25 protein-coding genes and 1 pseudogene are annotated in these 20,637 nt (G+C 50.8%); 12 read left to right on the top strand and 14 right to left on the bottom strand.

Annotation, left to right across the window (positions count from 1 at the left end; genetic code table 11):
- Window positions 1-56: 56 nt before the first annotated feature.
- A complete protein-coding gene (locus tag NB640_RS10470) occupies window positions 57-1,034 on the bottom strand; it encodes an SEL1-like repeat protein (protein WP_269308649.1) in 978 nt (325 codons plus the stop codon).
- Window positions 1,035-1,605: 571 nt separating this feature from the next.
- Between NB640_RS10470 and NB640_RS13065 the strand changes: the two are divergent.
- Window positions 1,606-2,258: pseudogene (locus NB640_RS13065) on the top strand (transposase).
- Between the two features lie 3 nt (window positions 2,259-2,261).
- Here the strand turns inward: NB640_RS13065 and NB640_RS10460 are convergent.
- The 11 genes from NB640_RS10460 to NB640_RS10410 all read right to left on the bottom strand — a co-directional run bounded on the left by NB640_RS10460 (window position 2,262) and on the right by NB640_RS10410 (window position 12,579).
- A protein-coding gene (locus NB640_RS10460; protein WP_408637928.1) for an IS5 family transposase occupies window positions 2,262-3,037 on the bottom strand; the annotation gives its coding sequence in 2 pieces (ribosomal slippage) (window positions 2,262-2,665 and window positions 2,665-3,037; 777 coding nt in all).
- 211 nt (window positions 3,038-3,248) lie between these two features.
- Complete coding sequence (locus NB640_RS10455) at window positions 3,249-3,863, bottom strand: hypothetical protein (RefSeq protein WP_269308647.1); 615 nt, start codon at window positions 3,861-3,863, stop codon at window positions 3,249-3,251.
- A gap of 39 nt (window positions 3,864-3,902) precedes the next feature.
- Window positions 3,903-4,529, bottom strand: a complete 627-nt coding sequence (locus tag NB640_RS10450; protein WP_269308646.1) for a hypothetical protein — start codon at window positions 4,527-4,529, stop codon at window positions 3,903-3,905.
- Window positions 4,526-5,158: a hypothetical protein gene (locus tag NB640_RS10445; RefSeq protein WP_269308645.1), complete on the bottom strand. Its 633-nt coding sequence runs from the start codon at window positions 5,156-5,158 to the stop codon at window positions 4,526-4,528. Before NB640_RS10445 ends, NB640_RS10450 begins: the two co-directional genes overlap by 4 nt.
- 298 nt (window positions 5,159-5,456) lie before the next feature.
- Complete coding sequence (locus NB640_RS10440; protein WP_269308644.1) at window positions 5,457-5,807, bottom strand: hypothetical protein; 351 nt, start codon at window positions 5,805-5,807, stop codon at window positions 5,457-5,459.
- 37 nt (window positions 5,808-5,844) lie between these two features.
- Complete coding sequence (locus tag NB640_RS10435; RefSeq protein WP_269308643.1) at window positions 5,845-6,477, bottom strand: hypothetical protein; 633 nt, start codon at window positions 6,475-6,477, stop codon at window positions 5,845-5,847.
- A 36-nt stretch (window positions 6,478-6,513) separates the two neighbouring features.
- Window positions 6,514-8,844, bottom strand: coding sequence for a hypothetical protein (locus NB640_RS10430; RefSeq protein WP_269308642.1), 2,331 nt, complete (start codon window positions 8,842-8,844; stop codon window positions 6,514-6,516).
- A 52-nt stretch (window positions 8,845-8,896) separates the two neighbouring features.
- A complete protein-coding gene (locus NB640_RS10425; RefSeq protein WP_269308641.1) occupies window positions 8,897-9,517 on the bottom strand; it encodes a hypothetical protein in 621 nt (206 codons plus the stop codon).
- Between the two features lie 12 nt (window positions 9,518-9,529).
- Window positions 9,530-10,042 carry a DUF2569 family protein gene (locus tag NB640_RS10420; protein WP_269308640.1) on the bottom strand — a complete coding sequence of 171 codons (513 nt, stop codon included), beginning with the start codon at window positions 10,040-10,042 and terminating at the stop codon, window positions 9,530-9,532.
- 19 nt (window positions 10,043-10,061) lie between these two features.
- Window positions 10,062-10,565 carry a DUF2569 family protein gene (locus NB640_RS10415; RefSeq protein WP_269308639.1) on the bottom strand — a complete coding sequence of 168 codons (504 nt, stop codon included), beginning with the start codon at window positions 10,563-10,565 and terminating at the stop codon, window positions 10,062-10,064.
- Complete coding sequence (locus NB640_RS10410) at window positions 10,555-12,579, bottom strand: ATP-dependent DNA helicase (RefSeq protein WP_269308638.1); 2,025 nt, start codon at window positions 12,577-12,579, stop codon at window positions 10,555-10,557. The genes NB640_RS10415 and NB640_RS10410 overlap by 11 nt, the downstream gene beginning before the upstream one ends.
- 130 nt (window positions 12,580-12,709) lie before the next feature.
- On the opposite strand from NB640_RS10410, the gene NB640_RS10405 reads away from it, so the two are divergent.
- The 8 genes from NB640_RS10405 to NB640_RS10370 all read left to right on the top strand — a co-directional run bounded on the left by NB640_RS10405 (window position 12,710) and on the right by NB640_RS10370 (window position 18,071).
- A complete protein-coding gene (locus NB640_RS10405) occupies window positions 12,710-12,871 on the top strand; it encodes a hypothetical protein (RefSeq protein ID WP_269308637.1) in 162 nt (53 codons plus the stop codon).
- A 188-nt stretch (window positions 12,872-13,059) separates the two neighbouring features.
- The gene (locus NB640_RS10400) at window positions 13,060-13,212 is read left to right on the top strand and encodes a hypothetical protein (RefSeq protein ID WP_269308636.1); all 153 of its coding nucleotides are present in this window, start codon (window positions 13,060-13,062) and stop codon (window positions 13,210-13,212) included.
- On the top strand, window positions 13,212-13,676 hold the full coding sequence (locus NB640_RS10395) for a LysE family translocator (RefSeq protein WP_269308635.1): 465 nt from the start codon (window positions 13,212-13,214) through the stop codon (window positions 13,674-13,676). The genes NB640_RS10400 and NB640_RS10395 overlap by 1 nt, the downstream gene beginning before the upstream one ends.
- A 132-nt stretch (window positions 13,677-13,808) precedes the next feature.
- A complete protein-coding gene (locus NB640_RS10390) occupies window positions 13,809-14,117 on the top strand; it encodes a hypothetical protein (protein ID WP_269308634.1) in 309 nt (102 codons plus the stop codon).
- Window positions 14,118-14,178: 61 nt separating this feature from the next.
- Window positions 14,179-14,940 (top strand): exodeoxyribonuclease III, encoded by a 762-nt coding sequence (locus tag NB640_RS10385; protein WP_269308633.1) that lies wholly within the window; start codon window positions 14,179-14,181, stop codon window positions 14,938-14,940.
- A gap of 189 nt (window positions 14,941-15,129) precedes the next feature.
- Entirely contained in the window at window positions 15,130-15,483 is a 354-nt protein-coding gene (locus NB640_RS10380; RefSeq protein ID WP_269308632.1) for a hypothetical protein, read from the top strand.
- A gap of 26 nt (window positions 15,484-15,509) precedes the next feature.
- Window positions 15,510-15,719, top strand: a complete 210-nt coding sequence (locus tag NB640_RS10375) for a hypothetical protein (RefSeq protein WP_269308631.1) — start codon at window positions 15,510-15,512, stop codon at window positions 15,717-15,719.
- Between the two features lie 219 nt (window positions 15,720-15,938).
- The gene (locus NB640_RS10370; protein ID WP_269308630.1) at window positions 15,939-18,071 is read left to right on the top strand and encodes a hypothetical protein; all 2,133 of its coding nucleotides are present in this window, start codon (window positions 15,939-15,941) and stop codon (window positions 18,069-18,071) included.
- 259 nt (window positions 18,072-18,330) lie between these two features.
- Here NB640_RS10370 and NB640_RS10365 read toward each other — a convergent pair whose 3' ends face one another.
- Both NB640_RS10365 and NB640_RS10360 read right to left on the bottom strand, forming a co-directional pair.
- On the bottom strand, window positions 18,331-18,570 hold the full coding sequence (locus tag NB640_RS10365; RefSeq protein ID WP_269308629.1) for a hypothetical protein: 240 nt from the start codon (window positions 18,568-18,570) through the stop codon (window positions 18,331-18,333).
- Window positions 18,571-18,677: 107 nt separating this feature from the next.
- Window positions 18,678-18,959 (bottom strand): hypothetical protein, encoded by a 282-nt coding sequence (locus NB640_RS10360; protein ID WP_269308628.1) that lies wholly within the window; start codon window positions 18,957-18,959, stop codon window positions 18,678-18,680.
- A gap of 199 nt (window positions 18,960-19,158) precedes the next feature.
- On the opposite strand from NB640_RS10360, the gene NB640_RS10355 reads away from it, so the two are divergent.
- Genes NB640_RS10355 through NB640_RS10345 form a run of 3 tightly spaced genes read left to right on the top strand, consistent with a single transcriptional unit; the run spans window position 19,159 to window position 20,621 of the window.
- On the top strand, window positions 19,159-19,749 hold the full coding sequence (locus NB640_RS10355; RefSeq protein WP_269308627.1) for a hypothetical protein: 591 nt from the start codon (window positions 19,159-19,161) through the stop codon (window positions 19,747-19,749).
- Entirely contained in the window at window positions 19,721-20,344 is a 624-nt protein-coding gene (locus NB640_RS10350) for an HAD family hydrolase (protein WP_269308626.1), read from the top strand. Before NB640_RS10355 ends, NB640_RS10350 begins: the two co-directional genes overlap by 29 nt.
- Before the next feature lie 31 nt (window positions 20,345-20,375).
- The gene (locus NB640_RS10345; RefSeq protein ID WP_269308625.1) at window positions 20,376-20,621 is read left to right on the top strand and encodes a hypothetical protein; all 246 of its coding nucleotides are present in this window, start codon (window positions 20,376-20,378) and stop codon (window positions 20,619-20,621) included.
- The last annotated feature ends 16 nt before the right edge of the window (window positions 20,622-20,637 follow it).

Here is a 20,637-nt window from a genome sequence, read left to right as displayed (position 1 = left end):
TCAAATGATTGATTGTGATATATCAGCAGGGCTATTCCGCTACCAGAGCGGTAGCATCATGGCTGGGCCGCCAGCTTTGCCTTCGCCTCTTCAGACCCTTTTGCAGCGGCTTTTTCATACCAGCTGCGGGATGCCTGCGGATCAGCAGCCACCCCGATCCCGTCGCCATACAGCGCGCCCAGCCGCAGCATGGCCTTTACACTATCGCTTTGTGCTGCCCGCTCATACCAGGCAATCGCCTGCTGGATATCTTTCAAGCCAGCGTATCCTGTCTCGAACATCATCCCGGTCTGGAACTGTGCCTCGGCATTGCCCAGGGCTGCAGCACGGCTGATCAGCTTCACGCTCTGGTCCACATCCTGTGCGACACCCCTGCCCAGCCCGTAAGACAGCCCGGCAGCCAACAGCCCTTCCGGATAATTCTGCGCGGCGGACTTCTCATACCAGGAAAACGCCTTCTGGTCATTTTTCTCAACAGCCTCACCGCGGGTATACATCACGCCCAGGGCAAATTGCCCCTGCGGGTCCCCATTCTCGGCGGAATTGATCAGCCAGGCCAGTGCCTGCTGCAAATTGCGTGTCACACCGCGCCCCTCGGCATACATCATGCCCAGATTGTATTGCGCCATCGGGTCTTTCTGCCCGGCCGCTTTTTTATACCAGATAGCGGCCCGCGCTTCATCCTTTTTGACGCCCTCACCCTTGGCATACATCACCCCCAGGTTGTACTGGGCCGGCGCATACCCCTGCTCGGCAGCCCGCCGGTACCAGGCCAGCGCCTTTTCCGGATCTTTCTGGACACCCCTGCCCATACGGTACATCATCGCCAGCCCAACCTGGGCACTCGCATCACCTCTGGCCGCTGCGCGCTGCAAGGAATTGAATGAGCGAACGTACTGCTCCCGGTCATAACTTTGTTCCTGGGCAGCAGTCGGACTGGCCGCCATCACCGCCGGGCCTGAAAACACCAATCCCAGAAAAAGCACGCCTGCCTTTATCAGAACACTGTGATGAGCCTGTGCTTTTACCTTCATTTTCCGTTTTCCTGTTTTGCCGAATACAGCCGCTATCATACCCTAACCGTTGCAGTTAATTCTCTTCATGACAGTACCCGTCGTGTGTCGGGTACCCTACGATCAGATTTCCTCTCGATTTCATCTCATAAAGTGGGTGATTGACCCACGGCAACGATCTTTTTGTCCTCGCTGCGCTCGTTCTTACCCCACTGGCCCGGCAGCAAAAAAACGCAAAAAGTGCTGTGCGGACTTCTCGTCCCCCGCTATGCGGGGGATTCCTGATTCGGCGCTTCGCGGCAGGGGCGTCGCGCTTAACTCGCCCCTTCGGGGCTCAAACAGAACCGCTCCTGCTCCAGCCACTCATCACCTCATCGGCTTCGCCGTAACGCACTTGCCTGCTAATAGTGATACAGATATTAGCAGGGTATCTTCTCATGCTAAGGCTAATGCACAGGATACAGGTGGCTACTCTTTCTCTGCCGGAATGTGTAGCGTGTGCCAAACGCAGTGCGGCGCACGATGGGTAGGGTTTTCCCCCTGCATGATGGACACTTTGAAAAAGAGCCGATAATAAGGCAGGAGGAGTGTCATGCAAACAAGACGCAAATACACATCGGAGTACAAACATGAAGCGGTTCAACTGGTTATAAGCAGCGGTCAGTCGATTCGGCAGGTTGCTGGCAATCTGGGAATCCGCGTGATGAAAAATTGGCGCGATTGCGAAAAGAGCTTGCCCAGGTCAAAAAGGAGCGTGATTTTTTAAAGGACGCGGCAGTCTTCTTCGCGAAAGAATCGAAGTGAAAGACAAGACGATAGAACACTGCCGCCGTCACTATCCCATCCGGCTGATGTGCCGTTGCCTGAATATTTCGCCAGGCGATTACTATGCGTGGAAATCGCGAGTATCCAGTGCACGCCGGCAGGACAACCAGAGGCTTGGCAAACACATAAAAGCCTTGCATCAGCAAAGCGATGGGGTCATGGGAAGTCCGCGTATCTGGAAAGCCTTGCGCCACCAGCGATGAATATCAGCATTTTTTAAAGCAACACAATCTCATTTGCAGCATGAGCGCCGTTGGCAGTTGTGCAGACAATGCCGCAGCGGAGCGCTTCTTTGGCCCGCTGAAACGGGAACGGGTTAACAGGCGTGTTTACAGATCTTGCGCGCAGGCCAGATCGGATATCTTCGACTACAACAATGAACGGATAAAACTGAATTTAAACGGCCTGAGCCCTAGATAGCGTCTACTTGAGTGTGGTTAATGCATTCAGCCAAAGAGAGATACAGCGCACCTGCACAGCGGCGGCAAATGTCGCGAGATTTTTTGCGTATCTTGTGGCAATACCCCGCCAGCGTTTGAGATAAAGAAAGACATTTTCCACCAGGTGACGCTTCTGATAAATCTGCCGATCATAGTCTGTTTGCACCTTGCGATTCCTTTTTGGGGGTATGACCGGTATGATGTTGCGGGATTTTGCATGGTCAAGAATGGCGTTTGAATCATAACCCCGATCCGCCACCAGATGGCGAGGGGATATCCCATCCATTAACCGTGAAGCCTGCGTACAATCTGCAACGGTACCCGATGTGACAAGACATCTGACCGGCATACCATTCGCATCCACGGCCAGATGTATTTTTGAGTTGAGCCCCCTTTTGTGCGCCCCATGCCCTGGTTGCCTCCTCTTGCACCAGCAGCATGGGGGTGAATCTTGATGTGACTTGCATCTATCAAAAGCCATTCAAAATCAGGCTCATCTATCAGGATTTCCAGCAGGCGCTCCCATATGCCCTTGTCGCGCCAGCGGATGAAGCGCTGGTGAACGCTTCCCCATTTTCCGTACTCCGGCAAAAGATCACGCCAGGGGGCGCCTGTGCGTAATATCCAGAATACAGCATTAATGAAGGTGCGGTTATCTTTGGCTATCCTGCCCCATTGACCAGGCTGTCCTGGAAGGTGGGGCTCAAGTAAAGCCCAGGCCTGGTCGGATATGTCGTGACGTCTGTACGCTGGTCTCATGGAATCTCCTGTTAAAGGGTGGTCTTCCTATAATGATCATCGCTTCATAACATCTGCCATCTGGCAAACAGAGGGTTTTTTATGCCTTATATCTCATGTAGACACTATCTAGGCAATACCGTACTCAGGCCATTTCAATAACCGCAGGAAATGTCCAATATTAAGCGTTCACTTCACCACCCGAGCGCGGTTTTCCGATAAGAAAAAAAGATCATTCCATGAATTTCAGGCTGTCAAAATAATGGCGGCACAGGCCATCCTCATGGATTCTCTGAAGCGAATCAACCTTTTCCTGTTCAGACGCTGACGCACTGACACCGCAGGTCAGTATCAGCATATTGCCCTTGTCCTGCACCATCAGCATACGGCTGGCCAGATACGTCTCTGACTGTGCGCCCGTACGGTTCACCTTCAGGTCAACCATGACAGCAGGCCTTCCTGCATGCGTTAACGCCTTCAGGCCACCCACCTGTGTTCCCGAGACACTGCCCAGCACATGTATCCATTTTGCCCGCCGGGGAGAATTGTCAAACCCCGCCTCATCCCCGAAAAGAATCCCGGCATCCTCGCCCAGCGCCATCGCCTGCAACAGCAGATGCGTATTGTAGCCATCCGCTTCATGGCGGAAAGTCCGGATGATCGTCGAACGCGCCTGATCCTCCTCCATCGTCCAGTCAGCCGGATACGAAACCTGCACCCGCATCCCCAGCGCCTTTGGTTCGTCAACCGTATCGTACACTGCATAGCCGTCAGTCGCTGTCGTGGCGCACGATGCCAGCAGTACAGCTGCCGCAGCCAGCACCATTGGCCTTATTATTCTCATCATCACGCATCCTCCCTGTTCATCTATTCATGTCCTTTGGCATCAGTCCCCTCTGCGCTTTTCCGGCAACAGCTTCACGCTGTCAAAAAAAGATTTGCAGGCCATATTTGCACTGGTCGCATACAGCTTGTCCACTGCGGCCTTTTCTGACGGCGGGCCACTCACGCTACAGGTGAGTATCACTCCCCTGCCATTATCATAAATATTCAGCGTCTGTATTCTCACATAGCGCATCTCATCCTCAGCGGAAGGGCGCATCGTAACTGCCATAAAAACAGCCGGTCGGCCATCTGCCGTCACATCGCTTATCTCCTGTACTGTCGCAGTCGGCAAAAACGCCATCGGTCTTCTCCAGTACTGCTGCCTTTCTTCTGCCGGTGGTGAGCCTGGCAGGGCAAAACCGGCCTTCGCATCCTCCTCATCCAGGTCAACAAGCTGCAGCATCAGGTTTTCCTCCAACTCCCCGCTTTTACGGGTAAACTCCTGCACCACATAGCCATCCATGTGCTCATGTGCGCCAAACCCTTTCGGAGAAGTCACCAGAATACGAATACCCGATACCTTCTCATGGCCCGCTGTATCAAAAACCGTCCCGTCAGCTGCTGCCAACCCTGAAAAAAACAGTCCCGCCATCACCAGCAGCATCCCCGCCAGCCGTTTCATCATCATTTTCTCCCACCCTCCTGCCGCTTTTGCGGCGTACTCTCCTTGAACACCAGGCTCTCAAAAAACATCCCGGCATCCCCCGCTTCACCCTCTTTTTGATACCTTAGCACCTTCTCCCGGTCTTCCGGGCGGGCCATGACCATATAATTCAGCAATACCATTTTCCCGTCTGCATAAACCATCTGCTTTTGGACACGCATGAAAATCGGCTGAGGCCCCTTCTCATCCGGCCGTTCCAGATTCACCACAACGGCAGGGTATCCACCCGCCACCATATCGTCAAATGACAGCAACTTCATCCCGGCGCGCTTCCTGAAACAGCTCGCAACCACTCTTTCACGCGTTTTCCTGTCCGCTCCCGGTCTCAACGCAAAAAGCGCCCCTGCCTCCTGCCGCGTGATGGGATTTACCTGCAGTTCCAGCACCTGTGCCACATTATCTTTCCCATATCCCGCAGCAAAAAGCACATTGCCCTTCGGCTTTAACACCTTCCACTTTCCGGGGCAGCTCACCTGCAAATGCAGCCCGAGCGCTTCCGGATTGTCTGCCGTATCAAAAACCCTGCCGTCAGCGGCGGATACTCCTGCGGCAAAGAGGGCCAGGACCGCCATCATCCATCTGAAGTATTTCATCGTCCATCCTCTCGATCACCTCCGGCCCGTTCACTCCCGTATTTTCCATAAAACGCAGGCTCTTCAGAAAAGGCTGACAAGCCGTTTTGCTGCTTTTCGCATATTGCCTGTCAACAGCCGCTTTCCTTTCTTCAGGACCCGTTACCGTACAGGAGAGCATGATCATGTTTTTACCATCATACACAGTCAGCACCTCTATCTGTGAGTAATACGGTTTTCCCCGTTTTTTCGTGATATCCGTCCCGGCAACAAAGACCCCAGGCCGCCCGTGGGCCTTCGTATCCCGGATATCCCGCAGTCATTTGTTTTTCCCGGTCAGCATCTTCCTCCACAGGCTATGCCGCTCCTTTTGGGAAAGCGCGCTGGGTATCGGCATGGCCTGCTTCACCCGCTTTTCAGACACATCAGGAAAGACTTGCAGGATCAGTATCTCCTCCAGCTCCCCGCTTTTCCTCGTGAATTTCCGCACCTCATCGGCCTCCGCATCCTCGCGGCTTTCAAACCCCGCCGGATAAGCCACCTGCACCCGAACCCCTTTCGCCCTGGGCTGTCCTGTCGAATCAAAGACAGACATGCCAGCAGCCATCGCAGCAACAGGCAGCACAAAAAGCCCTGCCGTCATCAGCAATCTGGGAAAAATAGTCTTCATCGTCACTCCTGTTATCTCTTCACCCTGCCGTTGGCGCTTATGGCGCTGCTTTTTCCATCCGTGCCTTGTTCAGAAAATGCAGGCTGCCCATGAATGTTCCGGGATCATCCCTTTCTCCCCGGGCAAAGCGCTTCACCACGGCCACCCGGTTTTCCACCTGGCCGGTTACCAGATAATTCTGGGTAATTTTCCGTCCCCAGGCCCAGACCACCTGAATCATCTCCTTGTGAAAAAACGTGCCGGCCGCATTTTTCACCTGTTCTTCCATTGTAATGAGCACGGCAGGCTGCCCCGCTATCCGGATATCCTCCAGCGAAAGCACTTTCACCTCCCGCGCCACACCAATAACCCGCTGCGCCAGCGACAAACGCGCTTCCGGCGTCATACCGCCCTTTTCGGCAAAAACCCATGCAGCCTCTTCCTCTGTCATTTTCTCCACCCGCAGCATGAGCATTTCGGAAAGATTTGCATCCCCGCGGCCCAGCGCCAGCACCACGCCTTTTTCCGCAGTCGGCACAGGCTCCCATCCGTCAGGATAAACCACACGAAACCGGATATCCGCCGCCGGGTCACCCGTCACATTCGGTATGGCCATCGTCACGTCTGCCTGCACCATTCCTGCCCACAGGCTGCCAATGGCAAAAACCACTGATATCCAGAACCGCCTCATTCCTTCCTCCCGTTTTTACGCAGGCCCGCGCCTGGCTTACTCCACAAATTCCAGGCTTTCAAACATGGGATTGCAGTTTTTTTCCAGATTCTCCACCTGCAGCGCGTCCACCTCCTTTTTCATCTCCTCAGGGCCAACCGTGGAGCACAGTACAGTAATCCGGCGCTCACCGTCATACACTTCCAGTACGCGCGATTTCATATACATCTGCATTCCGCCCGCACTTCTCGATACAGCCAGATCAGACAAAACGGCAGGCCGCCCCTTGAAAACCGTATCCTGTGCATCAAATCCCAGCAATGTCAGCCCCGGCTGGTACAGCTTGCGCAAGTGGGCGCGCCGCTCTTTTTCCGGCAAAGCGCCTTTCAGTGCAAAAATGGAGCGGTTGGCGGCATCATCCATTTTGTACACATTCAATGTAATCCCCTTGACCAGCAATCCGTCAGGCGAGGCGCGTTCTTCTACCGTATCCTGGGCCGGGGAGGGGTTGCTTTCCCACCCGGCAGGCATAAGCAGCCTGATCCTGGCGTTTTTCGCCTGTGGATTTCCTGTCGCGTCAACCAGGGAAAACGCATTCGAAACAACCGGCGCCTTTCGGTTTTTCTCTTTTACCTGCTTTGCCATTTCGGCTTTATTCAAAAAACGCAGACTGCCAAAACAGGCAGGAACAATACTGCGTTCCCCTTGTGCAAACTGCTTTAAAACGGCAGCCCGGTTTTCCGGCTTTGATCCCACCATATAATTAAGAAAAACCAGCTTTTCCCCGTAATAAACCATAAGCACTTTTGCCCTTACGAAAAGCGTGACCTTGCCGGTGGCATGCACTTTTTCAAAATCCCATACAGTGGCAGGCTGCCCATCCACCGTGACATCCTTAAGTGAAACCACCCGGATATCCCGCATATCCTTCATATATTTCCGGGCGACTTCCAGTCGTGTCTTCTGGCTTAAGCCGCCTTCCATGCCGAATATCGAAGCCGCATCCTCCTGGCTCAGATCAGCCATCTTCAGTTCCATCATCTCCAGCACATTATCCTGCCGTCTTGTCAGTTCCAGAAGGCCATCCTTTTCGTGAGGAGGATGCGATTGCCAGCTTTTTGGATAACGAACCTGCAAGTGTGCCATACCCGCAACAGGATGCCCTGCCGTATCAAAAAGCGTCATGGTTTCTGCATTCGGCTGTGCGGCGCCCGATGCTTCCGGCGGTGGCTTGTCGGCAAAAACGAGGCTGTCAAAAACAGGGCGGCACACCCCCTTTTCCATAACGGAAAACGCCTTTTCCAGTTCCTTGCGATTGCCATTATTCGCTGTTACCGCACAGGTTACGGCAACAAGCCCTTTCGGATGATGAATAAACATTTCACGGCTTTTCGTCACCCTCCCCATGGCCTTTCCTCCCTCGACGGGTACCTTTTCCATGAGAACGGCTGGCAGGCCATCGACTGTCACATCGTCAATAAGACTGATCCTTTTCTCCGGAGACTCCAGCATTTTTTGCCATTTTTGCTGCCTCACCTTTTTAGCAGGCGATCCCTTGATATCAAAAAGCGCCTTTGTCTCATCCGGCGGCGCTGCATACACAGCCAGATTCAGCTTTTCGGTGACAGCCCCCCGGTGCATGGATGCAAACAGGACCGTGTTCTTCGTGCCTTTCAGTGAAAGCTGCCAGCTTTCCGGATAAACCAGTTTGACTTCCACCCCCTTTGCCTGGGGGTGCCCCGTCGAATCAAACCCTGTCATGACGGGCGCAACAGAAGACTCGATGCCAGCAATACGGATACTGCCGACACTCTGCCCGAAAAGGCCCCCTTCTGCCTGTGCAAAAACCGCATCAACAAGATTCCTGTTTTCCGCCCGGCCTCCCACGCTGTATGCCAGGTCAACCAGCCTGTCCTGGTAAATAATACGCAGCACCCTGCGCACGAGATAAACCGGACGATCCCCACCGGTAGAGAAGGACTCATCAAACTGGATGGCAGGCTGCCCGTCAACAAAACGATCCTGTATGGAAGACAGGTTTTTTTGATGCGCATCCCCCCATATCTTTTTGATATAGGCATGCCGGGTTTTCCTGTCCTTTGCCCCCTTGACCGGAAAGATATCGCCCATGCCGCGGCTATCCATCAGATATACCTTCATCTCCAGGCTCTCCAGCACCTCCTTCCCTGGAAAATTCAGGCTCAGTATCTCGTCTTTGTCACGGCTATCCGATGGCTGCCCGCGCAGGGGATAACTCATCCGCATCTGCAATCCCTTCGCCAGGGGATTACCTGTTGTATCCAGCCACGTCACCGGCTCCTGCGCAAAAACCACTGACGACATCAAACCACCTGCCAGCAACAATGCGCGCACTAAAAAAACTTTCATCCGCATCTTTTTTCCACCTGTTCCTCTATCTGCTCCTGCGCTTTTTCATCATTTATGGCGTAATATCCACAAACCGCAGGCTGTCAAAATACGGCTGGCACACAGGGGTCATCATGTTCTCCATGAGCACATCCACTCCTGCCTTTTTCTCCATCACGCTACCTGCAGTGCAGGTAAGCACCACCATCCGTCCCTTTTCATACACATACAGCATCTTCATACGGAGATAGACATCGTCTTTTGAACCGGAAGGCAGGCTCACCAGTTCAATCATGGCCGCAGGACGCCCGCTTGGCACCACAGTGTCTGCGACAAAAACCAGCTTTGTGTGAGGGCGTGAATCAATCGTCCGTTTCCACATGACATAGCGTGCCTCCTGTGGTTCGGCATTTGCCACCGGAAGCATGAATCTCGCCTCATTCTCATCAAAAGCATTCACCTGAAGCATCAGCATTTCCACACTCGCTTCATTTCTCCGGGTAAATTCCACGAGTATATTCTTATCGTCACCATGTCCTCTTTTCCAGCCTTCTTCAGGAAAATTCACCTGCACATGAACGCCAAGTGCCCTCGGTTCACCCGCGCTGTCATACACGTTTCCCGGTATCGTCGCCGCACAGCCTGCCAACCCTAAAACCGCCAGCAGCAAAATCCCTGCCCGTCCCATTATCATCACTTTCTCCCCTTACTTTTCCCTGACCCCCAGGTGACGCGCCAGTTCTTCCATGTCCGTTTCCCTGCGGTACGTATTTTTCACCCGTTTTGATTTCAGCAGGTACAGTGTCCAGATTGTCGGGTATACCAGCCCTTTTATCAGCTCTCCCGTCACATTCTGGAAGATCACGACAGCAAATTCCCCGCCAAAGACAACGTAAAGCGCAACCATCCCTACCGCATCCATCCCGGCGCATGCGACCCACATCGCAATAATCGCAAAGCGCACCGAGCGCCACACATGCTGCCGGTAAAGCCGGTACGCCGCCAGGAAAAAGAGCAGACAGCTGATGACTACCAGCGTGAGCACGATCGTCGTATACGTTTCCCATACCGGATTGCCTGCCAGCCCCATATTGTGCTCGGTGACGACCACATCCCGGTAATACCCGTACAACGTCCGCACAGGACTTAAAAGCGCCATGGAAAGCACCAGAAAGGCCAACCATCCGCCGACCCCTTTCAGTTCCGTTTTCTCTGCCATCGTTTCTGAGCCTGCCCCCTTATTCCTTTACCCCCAGGTACTGCGCCAGTTCCTCCTTGTCACTTTCCCTGCGATAGGTATTTTTCACCCTGACCGAACGCAGCAGATAAAGCGTCCATACCGTCGGGTAGATAAACTGCCTGACGCCGTCCTTATCGGTGGAAAGCACACTGGCAACCCCGGCCCATCCCCCGAAAATCAGCCCGACAAGAAGAAGAAAAACCGTCGCAAGAAAGCCGCCCACCCACAAACAGATGATCGCTAAACGCACCGAACGCCACACATGCCGGCTGTTCAATCGCCAGGCGCCATAGACATAAAACCCGCAGGCGGCCAAATTAATCACCAGCATCAAAATGGCGGCGGCATGCCACTCAGTCGTCCCACGGAAAAAAGAATAAAGCGAATAGATCGGGCTTAAGATGCCCATCGAGATAACCAGAAAAGCCAGCCAGCCGCCGACCCCCTGCAATATCTCCCCTTTCGCTGCAGGCGTTTCTCCCGCTGTTTTTTCAGACATCATCTTCCTCCTTTTTATCCCTGAAAAATAAACAGGCATCATCCAGGCTCCTCGTGCGCGAAAAAGGCGGCAGGCTCTGCCAGATGCGCCGTCCGTATCCCTTCGAGATCAGGCGCGTATCGCAAATCATCAGCACCCCCCGGTCTGTCTCGTCACGTATCAGCCTGCCTGAGCCCTGCTTGAGATTCATGATCGCTTCGGGCAACTGATAATCCATGAAGCCGTTTCCCCCCTCCTTTTCCAGCACCGAAATCCTTGCGGCCAACACCGGATCATCCGGCGGTGCAAACGGCAGCTTGTCCACCACCACCAGAGAAAGCGCCTCACCGCGTACATCCACCCCTTCCCAGAAACTCTGGCTGCCTACCAGCACCCCGTTGCCCGCATCCCGAAAACGTTCCAGCAGATCCGTCCTGCTGGATTCCCCCTGCACAAAAAGCGGAAAAAGCCAGCCCCGCGCCGCAAACTCTGCTTTCAGGCGTGCGGAAATCCTGTCCACGGCGCGCAACGTCGTACACAGTACAAAGGTTTTGCCGCCTGCCGCCTCAATCAGCGGCAGGATCGCATCGACCACCGCATCCGAAAAGGCAGGCGCATTGGGCTGCGGCATATTGTCCGGTACATATAAAAGCCCCTGTGTCCCGTAGTCAAAAGGACTCGGCCAGGTCTGCGAACGCACAGTTTCCAGCCCGAGCTGCGAGGCAAAATAATTGAAATTTTCCCGGATGGCCAGCGTGGCTGATGTGAATATCCAGGCGCGCGGCGGCCCTTCCTCCCGCTGGCGGGTAAAAATCGTTGCGATCGACAATGGCGTCTTGTGCAACTGGAGCGAATTGCCAAACGCCTCCACCCACAACACATGCTCCCCGTCACCCTCCCCCTTGGCTTCATCAAACCATGTCCTGAACTGGACAGCCAGTTGCTGTGCCCGGTTACGGCACAGTGCCAGCATCTCGGTCCGCTCGGCCTGCGTGTCCAGCACATCCACCAGCTTGCCGATCTCTGCCGCCAGATCAGCCACCCGCTCAAACAACGGATTTTCCGTTGATACCTGGTTGATTGCCAGCTTGAGATAATCCTCGGAAAAAGACAGCCGCAGATCACGTGCCGACTTTTCCACCGCAGATACGAGCTTGCCCCAGTCTGCCGCATCCCGCGCGTGCGCCAGCCCTTCCACCAGCGTCTCGCGGGTGAGGTCAAACACATGCGATGTCGATACCAGCTCACCAAAGAAAAGCGTCGCCGTATCGGGCAACTGGTGCGCCTCGTCAAAAATCACCGTATTGGCCGTTGGCAACAGCTCGGCCACACCGGAATCCTTCAGCGCAATATCCGCAAAAAAGAGATGGTGGTTCACCACCACCACATCCGCCTGCTGGGCATTGGCCCGCGCCTTCATCACGAAGCAATCCTGGTAATACGCACATTCCGCGCCGGGGCAATTGTCCCGCGTGGAGGTCACCATATTCCACACCATCGCATTTTCCGGCACCTCGGCAAGCTCGGCCTTGTCCCCTGTCTTTGTCGCCTTGGCAAATCGCGCAATCGAGCGCAGGTACCCCGCATCCGCACGCGACGTCAGGCGCCCCTGGTCCAGCGTGCGCTCCAGGTGCAGATGGCACACATAATTGGCCCGCCCTTTCAACAGCGCAATTGTCACCGGCGCATTCAATGCCTTCCTGACCATCGGCATATCTTTCAGGAAAAGCTGGTCCTGCAGGTTTTTTGTCCCGGTAGAGATAATCACCTTGCCGCCCCAGAGCAGCGCGGGTACCAGATAGGCAAAGGTCTTTCCCGTTCCTGTGCCGGCTTCGGCCACCAGTGTCTCCCCTTTTTCAATCGCCGCGGCAATGGCCTGCGACATCTCCACCTGCAGCGGCCGCATGCGGTACCCCTCAATCGTCTCCGCAAAAGGCCCCGCCGGATCAAAAAACCGGGCAACCGCCGCATCATGCTTTCCCGGTTCACGAGCAGCATCGGCATCAGGTGGCAATGTAGAAGTGGCGGTGTCTGTCAAGGTAAAGCCGTCATCATAAAAAAACAGTATCTAATTAATATTATATGATTCAAATTTGAAATGCTGTATAAAAAAACAGGGTTTTATTATAATTATAGGGGTTAAAAATACCTTTATGAAAGGATATCAAATGTCAGATTGGCAACTAAAACAAGCAACAGAAGCTCTCTTTAAAGTTCTTGAATCTCAAGAAGGAATGATTCCTAAAAATCCTACAGGTTTTGGCGCAGCAAAATTTTGTACTGATTTCATTGATGCGTATGTTCTTTGGCTTAAAAATAAAAAAGATTAAAAAAAAATTTCTATAATTTCCATTTAGATTTTATCGGGCAAGTTAAAGCGCCCCATAAAATTCTCTCATATGCAACTTCAATTTTGCAGAGAACATTATTGTCTTTTTTCAAAGTCAACTCCAACTCTCTACATAATCTCAAAACCCGCTACACTGACACCTTCAGCAAACACACCTGCACACATCCCATGTCAATCGAATTCCTCATCACCGCCTTCATCATCGTGATCACCCCCGGCGGCGGCGTCATTTATACCCTTGGCGCAGGACTGTCGCGCGGCCCCAAGGCCGGCATACCTATGCCGCCATCGGCTGCACCCTCGGTATCATCCCCCACCTGATGGCCGTCCTTTTCGGGCTGACAGCCATTCTGCACGCCAGCGCCGTTGTCTTTAACATCATCAAGTACGCCGGTATCGTGTACCTGCTCTACATGGCATGGCAGTTTCTTCGTGAAAAAGGCACCCTCGCTCTCGAAACAACAGCACAGAAAAAGACATCCGGCCTGAAAATCATCCGCGACGCCATCCTGGTCAATATCCTCAACCCCAAGCTGTCGATCTTCTTTCTGGCCTTTTTGCCGCAGTTCATCGATCCCAAAGACACCACGCCGCTCGTGACCATGACCATCCTCTCTGTCACCTTCATGCTCATGACACAGGTGGTATTCATCGTATACGGCGTCTTTGCGGGGCTCATGCGTGAAAACGTCATCAATCGCCCCGTCATCATGAAATGGATGCGCAGGAGCTTTGCTGCCGCTTTCGGGCTTTTGGCCGCCAGGCTTGCCTGGGCACAAAGATAAAGAAGGGGTGTCTTGCATGATGTCTACAGGTACAATAGAGACATCTTGCGGGTGACGGAGGTGAAAGCAGTGCAGCCTTACCTGCCATCGTCAGGATGTCTGTCATAAATTCAGGGAGCATGAGGAAAACAAATGAAATACCAAAAGGCAGGAGAAGGCACCGTCGTTGATGCGGTCCAGTGGTTCAAGGAAGGAGATCACCCCGAAGTGGTCAAGATACTGGTTACACCGGAAGGCACTGTCAGGGAAGATTCGATTATTTATGCCGCCTGGGAATATGCCATCGGCGACATGGTCACCCTGGTATACGCCATTGAAACAGAGGAAGAAGGACTGCTGCCGGTCTCGCCGGGGGATTACATTATCACCAGCGCGCCAGGAGAACACCTGCTTTGCAAGCCGGATGTATTTGAGAGTACCTACAAGCCGGTCGCATTTTAGGACACCTCAGGCCGCTTCACCCGGCCTGTCACGAAAACACACCGAAAAATAAATCATCCCGATGAAACTCGTCTCCTGGAATGTAAACGGCCTTCGCGCCGCACTGGGCAAAGGCTTTCTTGATACCGTCGCCCGGCTCGATGCCGACATCATCTGCCTGCAGGAAACCAAGATGCAGCAGGGACAGGCCATCATCGATCTGCCGGACTATGAAGAGTACTGGAACAGCGCGGTAACAAAAGGCTACTCCGGCACCGCCATCTTCACCCGCAAAAAGCCCCTCGCCGCCACCTACGGCATCGGCATGGCCGAACACGATAACGAAGGCAGGGTAATCACGCTGGAATTTGGCACCTTTTACCTCGTAAATGTCTACACCCCCAATTCACAGCAGGGGCTTGCACGGCTCGATTACCGCATGCGCTGGGAAAATGAATTTCGCCGCTACCTGCAGAGTCTGGACAGGGAAAAGCCTGTCATCCTCTGCGGCGACCTTAATGTTGCCCATGAAGAGATCGACCTCAAAAACCCGAAGTCCAACCGAAAAAACGCCGGCTTCACCGATGAAGAACGCGCGAAAATGACCGAACTGCTTGCTGCGGGCTTTACCGATACCTTCCGTGCCCTGCACCCCGATGCCCGCGATGCCTATACTTGGTGGAGCTTTCGCAGCAATGCCCGCGCCAATAATGTCGGGTGGCGGATCGATTACTTCGTTGTATCTGACCGCCTGATGAAGGATGTCACCGCCGCCACGATTCACCCCGACATTACCGGCAGCGACCACTGCCCCGTCGAACTCCACATCCGCATCACCCCCTAAGCATCACCCGCGACAGACTCTCTTTTCTCCCCGGCAGCTTCAGGCTGCCAGGTATTCGCGTCTCTTTTTCACAACCTTTTTACCACGAATTAACCATTTATGGCTTAAAACAATTGACTAACGGTTCGTTTATGGTTAATATATAGCCATAAACGAACCGAACGAGGCTGAAGGCCTGATGGAGACAACATGCGATACGACAAACCTGCCTGGTCTGATCCGGTCATCTGGGGGCCGCCCCCCCGGCAGTCGGCTGACCCCAAAAATGAAGAGGCCCAATCGGAAGAACGCCTGAAAAGGCTCACCCGGATCAATGCCACGCACCTGAGGAACGCTATTTCCCGAAATGATGAGGCCGCGCTTGAAGTCGCCAGTCACATCGGCCGCTATATCAGCGACATCATGATCGTCGACATCATTCGCGCATCGATCAGGGGAGACCGCTATGGCATGCACGAACTGGTCCGCAAAATGACGGAAGAATCCATTGGCTTCATCGCCGAGCAAAAAGCACAGGACCAGATCGAAAGATACAGCGCATAGCACAGCTGACAAGACAAAGGAAAACGATGAACGCCGATTTTTACAAGAGTCCGTGGTTTCTGACACTGGCCGGCATCACCCTCTGGGCCTGCGGCTACATCACGGCTGATGACAACCGTATCGAACGCGAAAACCAGGCTGGCATCAGCATAAGAACCGGACAGCCGGTGAACCGGTACGCCGGATGCCGTCCTTATGGCTGGCAGGAAGTGGCCGAAAACCATCACAGCCGGTAATACTTTCGGCCAGCGCAGACCGCACACACTGCCTTGGCCCGTTACCCCTGAAGTGTGCAGGTGTAAAGTGCGCTCCCCGGGGTCCCCATGAAGCCCCATAGCGGGAGATTTGCCATCCCGGTATGCCTGGTTTGAGGTTGCCAGGCATACCGGGGGCTTTTTTCCTTATTGAGCTTGCCGTTTTATAATTAGATTATTTGCTTACTGTTGGAGGAATATATGCAGCGCCTATGTATCGATCTGCAAAACTGTTATGGAATCAAATCTCTCAAAAAAGAGTTTGACTTTACACGCAACAAAGCAAATGTTATTTATGCGCAAAATGGCGCTATGAAATCTTCGCTTGCCAAGACCTTTAAGGATTTTTCTGAAGGATTATTATCGGCAGATCGTATCTACACAGCGAGGGTAACCTCTAGAGAAATTCTAGACGAAAATGGCAATGAAATTCCTGCTGAAAATATATTTGTTATAGAACCTTATATTCCAAAATACGAATCTAATAGAATTTCCACATTATTAGTTAATCAAAGACTAAAAGCAGAATATGACGAAATTTTAAAATCTATAGAAAAAAGAAAAGATGAGTTAATTAAAGAACTCCGCAAAGACTCCGGATTGAAAAACAAAATTGAAGAATCAATTTCAAAAGATATTGCACGAGTAGAAGATAAGCTTTACATAGCATTAGGACGAGTCGAAAAAGAAATTCACGACGAATCGTTAACAATTTTATCTGATGTTTTATATTCAAAAATATTTACCCCACAAATTGAAACTTTTTTACAAAGAAAAGATGTAATTGAGCAATTAAAGAAATATACCGAGACTTATGATCAATTATTAAGTAAATCTACCTTTTTCAAAAAAGGCATCTTCAATCATTATCATGCCAGTTCGATTGCAGAAATTTTAAAAAATCATGGTTTTTTCAAAGCTGATCACTCATTATATTTAAATAAAAGCACAACAAAAAAAGAAGTTTTAGATGAAAATGAGTTAGAAAACATTATTAAAGAAGAAAAAGAAAATATTCTTAATGATCCAGCATTAATAAAATGCTTTGAAGAAATTGGAAAGCAAATGGATAAAAATGCTGCATTGAGGGAATTTAGAGAGTATTTATTAAGCAAGCCTGAAATAATAATAGAATTAAAAAACATTGATTTATTTAAAGAAAATTTATGGAAAGCATATCTCGTAAAGCATAAAAATTTATATGAAGCATTAATGACTGAGTATAATGCAGGCAAGGCCCGTATTGACGAAATTACTAGACAAGCAAGCCTTGAAGCCACTAAATGGCAGGAAGTTTTATACATATTTAACGAAAGATTTTCCGTTCCATTTAAAGTTTCAATTGAAAATCAAGAAGATGTCATATTAAAAAATATTACTCCTAATATAAAGTTTGAGTTTACGGAAATGGATGAAAATACCATACCGGTACCTGTAGATCGAGATGATTTGATTGACGTTTTAAGCAATGGCGAGAAAAGAGCTTTATACATATTAAATATAATATTTGAAATCGAGGCAAGAAAATCAGCTAATATAAAAACTTTATTTGTAATTGATGATGTGGCCGATTCATTTGACTATAAAAATAAATATGCAATTGTAGAATATTTACATGATATTTTAAATGAAGGTGACTTTTATCAACTAATCCTGACACATAATTATGATTTTTATAGAACCATAAGTAGCAGGTTAGAGCTTAATGGAACCAGATACCATGCGGTCAAAGATGAGAATGGAATAAAATTAGAACAAGAAACAATGTATCAAAATCCATTTAATTCATGGAAAACAAAATTCCATGATTTGAACAATTCTCACAATCTCATTGCTATGATACCCTTTGTGAGAAATCTTGCAGAATTTTGCGGAAACAGCTTAGTGGAAAACAAGCTTACATCACTTTTGCATATCAAAAGTGATACAGATACTATTACAATTAAAGAACTTTTGGAAAATTTTAGAGAAATTCTAAGCGACAATTTAAATTGTCCAAACGAAAGATTAGATTCAACTGTTAAGCAAATTATTTACGAAGCTGCGGAAAAACTAATTCTCGAACCATCAGAAGGAATAGAACTTGATAAAAAAATAGCGCTGTCAATTGCTATAAGATTAAAGACTGAAGAATTCTTGATTAATAAAATAAATGATTTAAATTTTATTAATAATATAAATAGCAACCAAACAGGAAAGCTCATAAGAAAATATAAAAAATTATATATGACTAATATTAATGAAAAAAATAATATGAAAATCATTGAAAGAGTAAATTTGATGACACCAGAAAACATACACATTAATTCTTTCATGTATGAACCGATCATTTAAAACAATTGTATAGAGATATTGGCACACTGAACTAAACAAATATGTACTTTTTTTATTCTTCTCGCAGTAAATGTTTTTAGCGCTTCAACGTTCCTGCTCTTTGTACAGATTTTCCGTTGTGCGCTTAAAGATGATTTGCGGATATCTTTGATCTTTTCCAGATAGGCAATCTTGCGGCCTCTCTCAGGGCTTTATCCCCATTGTCGATCGACCGCTTATGGCTTTGGCCGTTCAGTCCTTTTGCCTGATGAAAAATTTCTTATACATAATCCGCATAGGCGAAAAAACGATCATCCGCTGTCCCAATGTATTCACTCCAGCTGTCTTCCGACTGGATGCTTGCCTCAGCGACACGAATCGTTGTATTGCCGAATTTCTCTTCAAATGTAATCGAATCATCATGCCTTTTCTGGACAGTGATACTGACCGTATCCATACAGCCGCAACCGCCATAAAATACTTCCCCGGTATACTTGTTACCTTCAATAAACTGACACATTTTCTTTCTCCTTTCCCTCCGGGCCGAAACCTTCAGAGGGCATAAAGCATTTTTCAGCAAGCGTGAAAAGCCCCCTGGAACGGATGGGCCTTTCACGCCGTCAGACATTACGCCACGTCGTAGATACGGATTTCCGGATCAGCCGTCAGGTAAGGGGCCAGCCCCTTTACCACATCCGCATTGAACATCTCCGAGCCGAGATAGGCATTTGCATTGGCAGTGGTATCAAAGCCGTGCAGTACCTGGACATCCTCATCGCGGATCAGCAGTTCCTTGGATTTGGCACCCGTGATCTGTGTCAGGAAGGGCTGCTTGTATTCGTTGTATACCCCTGCGGTAGCCGGACGGTTTTCGTTTGCGATTTTGAGAGTGATTTCAAGATAAGCCATGGTGTTTCTCCTTGTTGGTTTTTCAAAGTTTCCAGCTCAAGTGCTGTTGCATCCACTATAGAAAACCACCGGGCAAAAGAGAAATTGTCTTTTCACATGCGATTTATTCACACCATCTATCAATGCTCCCTGTCCTTATTCGTTTCATCGATGAATACGCGAAACCGTACAATAAAAACCCATCCACGGAAAAAACATCATGCGAACACGCACCCTCTTTTTATCTCTCTTGCTTGTCATTTGTGCGGGTATTCTTCCCGCCAGTCACGCGAAAGCTTTCGACGCGTGGACGACACAATTTGAGACCACCTTCACTGCCTCCTGCGAAGTCGGCAATGTACGTTTTGCCTACCCGGCACAATTCATCCTGTCAGAAACCACGAAAGGCGTTTGCCTGGAGACAAAAGCCATCTCCGGACAAATCAGCACCGGATCGTCCCGCTGGAAAACAAAAGAAGCGGCAACCGAGCTGCTGATCACGCGCCAGGGCGGAAAAAAAATCAATGAATTCACGGTTAACAGCCATACCGTATACGCCTCGACAAGCCTGCAGGGAAACCAGCGCTGCCGGACCTATCTCATTGTGCTGAAAAACAGCGACAGCGACACCCTGTACCTCCAGTTCCGGTGGCAGGCCCAAAACCCGATTGACTATACCCCCATGCTGGACCGCCTTGTCGCTTCAATGCAAGGAGAATCCCCATTGGCCTCATCGGGGCTCAAGTGGCATAATCAGCATTTCACCGCCCGGAAAACAAACTATGTCACTCCATCCCACCGTCGTATTTGACCTTGGCAATGTCCTCATCCGCTGGAACCCGCGCAATCTTTACCGCAGGCTTTTTGGTGATGATGAAAACGCCATGGAAACCTTTCTCACCGAAGTATGCCCTCCAGCCTGGAACGAAGAACAGGATCGGGGCCGTACCTGGGCAGAAGCCATAAAAGAAGCCATTGGCCGCCACCCCTCACAGGAAGCCTTCATTCGCGCTTACGACGAAAGATGGGAAGAAACCATCCTTGGCCCCATTGAGGGTACCGTCGATATTCTCAGGGAACTGAAAGAAAAAGACGTCAGGATTTTAGCCCTGACCAACTGGTCGGCTGAAAAATTTCCTGTCGCGCACCGTATGTTCGACTTTCTGCACTGGTTTGAAGGCATCCTCGTGTCCGGGGAAGAGCGGCTCATCAAGCCTGACCCGGCGATTTTCCGCCTGATGATCTCGCGTTATACGCTTGATCCGGCCCGTACCATTTTCATTGACGATTCCATGCCCAACATCACATCCGCCAGCCAGGCGGGATTTCAGGCATTGCATTTCACCGACCCCGACAGGCTGCGCAAGGAACTTCTCGCCTTCGGCCTTCCTCTCAGCCAGCCCTGAACCCCCTGCCCTGCTCGTAAAGGACTTTCCCATGAGCACAGAAGTAACCGCTTCCCCCTTGAATGACGATTTCACCAGCGCCATCAATAACAAGACCGGGGAAGCCAACGCCTTTCTTTCCCTGTCCGGCAATGAAACGCCGGAAATTGTGGTCGGAAAAATCCGTGACGCCGTGGACAGGCTGCTGTCAGAAAACCATGATCCGGAAAATTTAAGGGAATATGCCCTCCAGCTCGGCTGCCTGTGGGGCATGATGGTAGCGCGCCGGTACCAGTGACAATGGCAATACCTCG

This window comes from Oxalobacter vibrioformis (assembly GCF_027118995.1).
Taxonomy (GTDB): Bacteria; Pseudomonadota; Gammaproteobacteria; order Burkholderiales; family Burkholderiaceae_D; genus Oxalobacter; species Oxalobacter vibrioformis.
This window is presented reverse-complemented; position numbering and strand designations above follow the sequence as displayed.

Bases quoted from the DNA above. Each gene is read 5' to 3' on its own strand.
- NB640_RS10470 (WP_269308649.1), bottom strand. From the start codon at position 1,034: ATGAAGGTAAAAGCACAGGCTCATCACAGTGTTCTGATAAAGGCAGGC.
- NB640_RS10455 (WP_269308647.1), bottom strand. From the start codon at position 3,863: ATGATGAGAATAATAAGGCCAATGGTGCTGGCTGCGGCAGCTGTACTG.
- NB640_RS10450 (WP_269308646.1), bottom strand. From the start codon at position 4,529: ATGATGATGAAACGGCTGGCGGGGATGCTGCTGGTGATGGCGGGACTG.
- NB640_RS10445 (WP_269308645.1), bottom strand. From the start codon at position 5,158: ATGAAATACTTCAGATGGATGATGGCGGTCCTGGCCCTCTTTGCCGCA.
- NB640_RS10440 (WP_269308644.1), bottom strand. From the start codon at position 5,807: ATGAAGACTATTTTTCCCAGATTGCTGATGACGGCAGGGCTTTTTGTG.
- NB640_RS10435 (WP_269308643.1), bottom strand. From the start codon at position 6,477: ATGAGGCGGTTCTGGATATCAGTGGTTTTTGCCATTGGCAGCCTGTGG.
- NB640_RS10430 (WP_269308642.1), bottom strand. From the start codon at position 8,844: ATGAAAGTTTTTTTAGTGCGCGCATTGTTGCTGGCAGGTGGTTTGATG.
- NB640_RS10425 (WP_269308641.1), bottom strand. From the start codon at position 9,517: ATGATAATGGGACGGGCAGGGATTTTGCTGCTGGCGGTTTTAGGGTTG.
- NB640_RS10420 (WP_269308640.1), bottom strand. From the start codon at position 10,042: ATGGCAGAGAAAACGGAACTGAAAGGGGTCGGCGGATGGTTGGCCTTT.
- NB640_RS10415 (WP_269308639.1), bottom strand. From the start codon at position 10,565: ATGATGTCTGAAAAAACAGCGGGAGAAACGCCTGCAGCGAAAGGGGAG.
- NB640_RS10405 (WP_269308637.1), top strand. From the start codon at position 12,710: ATGTCAGATTGGCAACTAAAACAAGCAACAGAAGCTCTCTTTAAAGTT.
- NB640_RS10400 (WP_269308636.1), top strand. From the start codon at position 13,060: ATGTCAATCGAATTCCTCATCACCGCCTTCATCATCGTGATCACCCCC.
- NB640_RS10395 (WP_269308635.1), top strand. From the start codon at position 13,212: ATGGCCGTCCTTTTCGGGCTGACAGCCATTCTGCACGCCAGCGCCGTT.
- NB640_RS10390 (WP_269308634.1), top strand. From the start codon at position 13,809: ATGAAATACCAAAAGGCAGGAGAAGGCACCGTCGTTGATGCGGTCCAG.
- NB640_RS10385 (WP_269308633.1), top strand. From the start codon at position 14,179: ATGAAACTCGTCTCCTGGAATGTAAACGGCCTTCGCGCCGCACTGGGC.
- NB640_RS10380 (WP_269308632.1), top strand. From the start codon at position 15,130: ATGCGATACGACAAACCTGCCTGGTCTGATCCGGTCATCTGGGGGCCG.
- NB640_RS10375 (WP_269308631.1), top strand. From the start codon at position 15,510: ATGAACGCCGATTTTTACAAGAGTCCGTGGTTTCTGACACTGGCCGGC.
- NB640_RS10370 (WP_269308630.1), top strand. From the start codon at position 15,939: ATGCAGCGCCTATGTATCGATCTGCAAAACTGTTATGGAATCAAATCT.
- NB640_RS10365 (WP_269308629.1), bottom strand. From the start codon at position 18,570: ATGTGTCAGTTTATTGAAGGTAACAAGTATACCGGGGAAGTATTTTAT.
- NB640_RS10360 (WP_269308628.1), bottom strand. From the start codon at position 18,959: ATGGCTTATCTTGAAATCACTCTCAAAATCGCAAACGAAAACCGTCCG.
- NB640_RS10355 (WP_269308627.1), top strand. From the start codon at position 19,159: ATGCGAACACGCACCCTCTTTTTATCTCTCTTGCTTGTCATTTGTGCG.
- NB640_RS10350 (WP_269308626.1), top strand. From the start codon at position 19,721: ATGTCACTCCATCCCACCGTCGTATTTGACCTTGGCAATGTCCTCATC.
- NB640_RS10345 (WP_269308625.1), top strand. From the start codon at position 20,376: ATGAGCACAGAAGTAACCGCTTCCCCCTTGAATGACGATTTCACCAGC.